Origin of the sequence: Pseudomonas sp. DVZ6 (genome assembly GCF_024259445.1) — a bacterium.
GTDB lineage: Bacteria > Pseudomonadota > Gammaproteobacteria > Pseudomonadales > Pseudomonadaceae > Aquipseudomonas > Aquipseudomonas peradeniyensis.
In genome coordinates this window covers 1-1557 of record NZ_JANCLM010000091.1, presented here as the reverse complement: position 1 = coordinate 1557, position 1557 = coordinate 1, and the positions used below count along the sequence as shown (strand labels likewise).

Annotated in this window: 1 pseudogene; it reads right to left on the bottom strand. The window is 67.1% G+C overall.

The features are described from left to right. A pseudogene (locus NMG10_RS25740) lies at positions 1 to 1557 on the bottom strand (adhesin); the annotation flags it as partial.

Sequence of the window (1557 nt, the reverse complement as noted above, 5' to 3'; positions counted from 1 at the left end):
GTTGGCCAGGACCTGGCCGCCGGTGTTGTCCAGGCGCTGCCCGGTCAGGCTCAGCGCCTTGGCCGCAGACAGTTCACCACCACGGTTGTCGACGCTGCCCACGGTCAGGCGCATGCCCTGCCCGGCGCCCAGCACGGCGCCCTGGCGGTTGACCAGCGAATCGCCCTTGAGGGTCAGCTTGCCGTCGGCGGACAGCTTGCCGCCGAGCTGTTCCAGGCGTGTGACCTGCCCATCAAGATCGCCGCCGCTGGTCAGGCTGCCGCCGCTGTTGTCCAGGTGCGCAGCGACCAGGTCCAGGTTGCCCTTCGCACCGAAGATGCCGAGCTGGTTGAGCAGTTCGGTGCCATTGAAGCGCACCCCGGCCTGGCCGCTGACCAGGCCCTGGTCGCGGTTGTCGAGCTGGTCGATGGTCAGCGTCATCGCGCCATCACCCTCGATCTTGCCGCCGCGGTTGTCCCAATGCTGGCCATGCAGGGTCAGCAGGTCCTTGCCCTGCAACCGGCCACCACGGTTGTCCAACTGCCCCGCGTCGATATCCGTGGCACCCTGGCCATTCACCAGGCCCTTGGCCTGGTTGTCCAGCAGGCCGCTGACCTTGGCGGTCAGCGTGCCATCGCTGAGCAGCTTGCCCTGCTCGCGGTTGTCGAGGCTGGCGGCGTTCAGCGTCAGTGCCTTGCCGGCAGCCAGCACACCTTGGCGATTGTCCAGCGCCTGGGCGACCACCAGTTCCAGCGCCCCACCCGTGACCGTACCCTCACGGTTGTCGAGGTTGCCCGCCTTTACCTGGCCGTGGCCGGTGCTGGAGATCTCGCCGTGCTGGTTGTCGATGGCTGCGCGGGTGGTCAACACCAGGCCGGACTTGCTGGTGACCACGCCGCCCTGGTTGTGCAACGCCAGGGCCTGGATATCCAGGCCGTCGGCCGAGACCAGGCCATCCAGGTTGTCGAGCAACTGGTCGAGGCGCACGGTCAGGGCCTGCTCGCTGTAGAACTTGCCACCGGTGTTGTCGAGGCTGCGACCCGTCAGGGTGAAGGCCCCCTTGCTGGAGATCTCGCCACGCTGGTTGTCGATATCGGCCATCTGCCGCAGACGCAGCTGGTTGGCGACGATCTCGCCGTCGCGGTTGTCCAGCCGGCCTTGGTTCAGGTCGAGGGTCAGCTCGGTGACGCTGCTCAGATGGCCGCCTTGCTGGTCGAGCCGCCCGACATTGACGCTGACCGCCTGGTTGCCGCTGATATGGCCACCCTGGCCGTTGTTCAGGGCCTGGGCGGTCAGATCGAGGGCGGTCTGGCTGGCGATCCGGCCGGTCCGGTTGTCGACCAGGCCCTGGCTGGTGACGGTAATGCCCCGATTGGCCAGGACCTTGCCATTGCGGTTGTCCAGGCTACCGAGGTTCAGGGCCAGGGCATCGAGGCTGGACAGCTCGCCAGCCTGGTTGTCGAGATGCGCCCAGGTGGCATTCAGTGCCCCTTGGCTGATGATCTGGCCACGATCGCTGTTGAGCAGTTGCCCGCCGGTGAGGGTCATGCGCCCGTCACCGACAACCTTGCCCTGCTC